Genomic DNA, 2841 nt, shown 5'->3' with positions numbered 1-2841 from the left:
TGGTCAACACGAAACGGCCCCTGCTGTACAACTACGTGTTCATCCACGCCTCGGAGAACGAGATCTTTAGTCTGAAGCGTACGCTTCCCCTGTACAATTTCCTACCCCGGGTTTCCTCGGGTGGACAGTCTTACTTTCCCTACCTCTCGGATCGTGAGATGGAGACCTTACGTTGGGTCGCGGCGTCTTACTCCAACGAGCTTCCGGTGTACGTGCCTGATAGCGGCCACCTGTTGAAAGGCGACCGTGTGCGTATCACCTCCGGTCCGTTTGCCGACATGGAGGCCGAGGTGGTGGTACAGCCGGGCGGTGGCCATAAGGACGTGATGGTGCGTATCCTCGATTGCATGTAGGTTCCCTTGTTCGAGGTGAGAGCTGGGGAGTATGAGTTGATCGAGTTGAACACGGGGGGCAAGCACGTGTATACCCATTTGGACAACGACCGTCTGTCGGAAGGCTTGCACGGGGCCTTGGGGCGTTACCATTCGTCCGGCAGCGTAGTGGAGGAGGATGCCTGTCTGGCCCGTGAGGTCCTGCGTGGCTACGCCTCGCTCCGTGCTGAGACCGACGTGATCCGTTGTAAGCTTTACTCGTTGCTCCTTCCTGCCTATAAGCTTTTGGGCGAGGAGGATGAGTTCGATCGTTTGCGCTCCACGATGCGCAGTATGCTCCCCGTGATAAAAGCGCCGCAATCCCGTGCCTTGTTGCTGGTCACGCTGTACGGCTGTACGGACAGCAGCCTCTATCAGCGCATGGCGCACGAGTTGGTTGACCCTTGGATGGAGGAGGCCTCGCCCAAGAAGAGTAAGTCCGTGTTGATACGTCGTTTACGTGATTACGACCGTTGGCTCGGACACGGGATCAGTTGATAAGTAAAAGTTGCGCATAGCGATAAATGAAAGATATGAGAAAAGAGAGAGAGACGTGCGAGGTTCCTTCCGGCCTCCGGTTGATGAACCTGTTGCGTGAGCATTTGACAGAGATCATGGATCGTGAGCGTGCGAACCAAAACTCAATACACCTGTATTGCACGGGTCCCTACTGGGTAGCGTTCGAGTGTTCGGCCTATCAGTTGTATCGTGCATTTCCAGATAGCGAGACCATGCCGTTGCGCCTGTTCGCCTACCCGTTCCCGATCGTGATGGTGTCCGTTACGGATCGCTCGCTCCGCTCGTACGCCCGCAAACATATTTTGAGAAGAGACGAGTCGGATTACAAGCTATTGACCGTCCCCGGATTTTCCTTGGCAGACTACCTTGAATGGCACGCCGGCGAGGTGGAGGGACTACCTTTATTAAGTGAGAGAGTATGAGTGCTGAAAAAAAGAAAACTACACCATTAGGAAAAAGTGAGGGAGCGGAACCGGAGCGATTCATCCCGGATGGGATGGGTATGTTCCAACGTAATGTAAAACGTATAGGGGATTGTGCGCTGGCGTTTTTGGCCTTGATCGTATTCTCCCCGCTGTTTTTACTTTGTTATATCGCCGTAAAGCGGGAGGATGGAGGCCCGGCGATCTTTAAGCAAGAGCGTATCGGTCGTTTCGGTCGCCCGTTCAACATCTATAAGTTCCGCAGTATGCGTCTGGACGCGGAGAAGTTCGGTCCGGCCCTTTACAAGGGTGGGGCAGATCCCCGGATGACCCGTGTCGGAAAATTCCTCCGGGTACATCACTTGGACGAGTTGCCCCAGCTATGGAATGTTTTCGTGGGCGATATGTCCTTTATCGGTCCCCGTCCGGAGCGCCAGTTCTATATCGACCAGATCATGGAGCGTGATCCCCGTTACCGTTACCTCTACCAGATCCGTCCGGGGGTGACCTCTTACGCCACGCTCTACAATGGGTATACGGACACGGTCGATAAGATGCTCCGCCGCCTGCGTTACGACCTGTTCTATCTGGAGCATCGCTCTTGGCTGTTCGATTTCAAGATATTGGTGAAGACCTTCTTGAATATAGCGTTCGGTAAGAAATTCTGATATTTCTGTAATATCTTGTGGTAAAACTTTGTTTGTAAGATAATATAGCTATCTTTGCGTAATAACATAAAAAACGAAACCTCTATGGATAACAAAAAAAAAGAAATGAGACCAGTGTCTGTCTTTCAAAAGATATTGGAAGACAAACGAATTATTCGAGAATGTATTCAAAAGGGAGGTGATATAAAAGAAATAGCACGACAACGTGGAATCAAGTTTGCCACTCCCTTATGATATAGTAGAGGAAAGTGATTGGAATTATTCATTTAAGACTAAGCATGGCATTGTTTATCATGCTTATTTTATAGATTTTTCAATATACCATCCGACATTTGATAATGTCTATACTTTTAATATAGAGCCGGAGTCAGATAGACCTCATCCGATAGATAATCGTATAGCGATGACCATAGTCTCGTTATTACGGATATTCTTCTCAAGGAACGACCATGCGATGATAATGGTTTGTGATAATTTAGATGGCAAAGAAAAAAAGCGCAGATTGTTGTTCTCTAAATGGTATTCTGCTTATAATGATGGAAGCATCATAAAATACGATGCTTCCACCCAAATAGATGATTACCTGCTTTACGTTTCTATTTATTTAAATAAAAATAATTCGAAACGTAATGTTTTAGTTCAAGCCTTCTATGAATTAGTAAAGAATAATTTATATCCAATAGATGAATGACGACTATTTTTTGTGGAGGCATAGTATGGCTTTCATAAGGTTTCATACTCCTTCCTTGCGTCAAAGCAAGGGCAAGCCTTCTTTATATAGGGGCTAAGCTGGTAATGCCCTAGAATACGTGCCTCCGGGTAGTCCCTTCGTAATTGCCGTAGCAGATCCATCAAGGTACA

The 2841-nt window shown here is 48.2% G+C and carries 4 protein-coding genes and 2 pseudogenes; 5 read left to right on the top strand and 1 reads right to left on the bottom strand.

Annotation, left to right across the window (positions count from 1 at the left end):
• From DW205_RS22710 to DW205_RS21875, 5 genes and pseudogenes are all read left to right on the top strand, one after another.
• A pseudogene (locus tag DW205_RS22710) lies at positions 1–869 on the top strand (transcriptional regulator); the annotation flags it as partial.
• Positions 870–904: 35 nt separating this feature from the next.
• Positions 905–1312, top strand: a complete 408-nt coding sequence (locus DW205_RS21885; RefSeq protein WP_005862753.1) for a hypothetical protein — start codon at positions 905–907, stop codon at positions 1310–1312.
• Complete coding sequence (locus tag DW205_RS21880) at positions 1309–1980, top strand: sugar transferase (RefSeq protein ID WP_199486305.1); 672 nt, start codon at positions 1309–1311, stop codon at positions 1978–1980. The genes DW205_RS21885 and DW205_RS21880 overlap by 4 nt, the downstream gene beginning before the upstream one ends.
• 84 nt (positions 1981–2064) lie before the next feature.
• Positions 2065–2214: a hypothetical protein gene (locus DW205_RS22410; protein WP_005862749.1), complete on the top strand. Its 150-nt coding sequence runs from the start codon at positions 2065–2067 to the stop codon at positions 2212–2214.
• Positions 2186–2671, top strand: coding sequence for a DUF6169 family protein (locus DW205_RS21875; RefSeq protein ID WP_005862747.1), 486 nt, complete (start codon positions 2186–2188; stop codon positions 2669–2671). The genes DW205_RS22410 and DW205_RS21875 overlap by 29 nt, the downstream gene beginning before the upstream one ends.
• 32 nt (positions 2672–2703) lie before the next feature.
• Here DW205_RS21875 and DW205_RS21870 read toward each other — a convergent pair.
• A pseudogene (locus DW205_RS21870) lies at positions 2704–2841 on the bottom strand (N-acetylmuramoyl-L-alanine amidase); the annotation flags it as partial.

It is taken from the genome of Parabacteroides sp. AM17-47, assembly GCF_003434625.1.
In the GTDB taxonomy this organism is placed as follows: Bacteria; Bacteroidota; Bacteroidia; order Bacteroidales; family Tannerellaceae; genus Parabacteroides; species Parabacteroides distasonis.
Note: the sequence above shows the minus strand (reverse complement) of the source record. Positions and strands in the feature narration are given on the sequence as shown.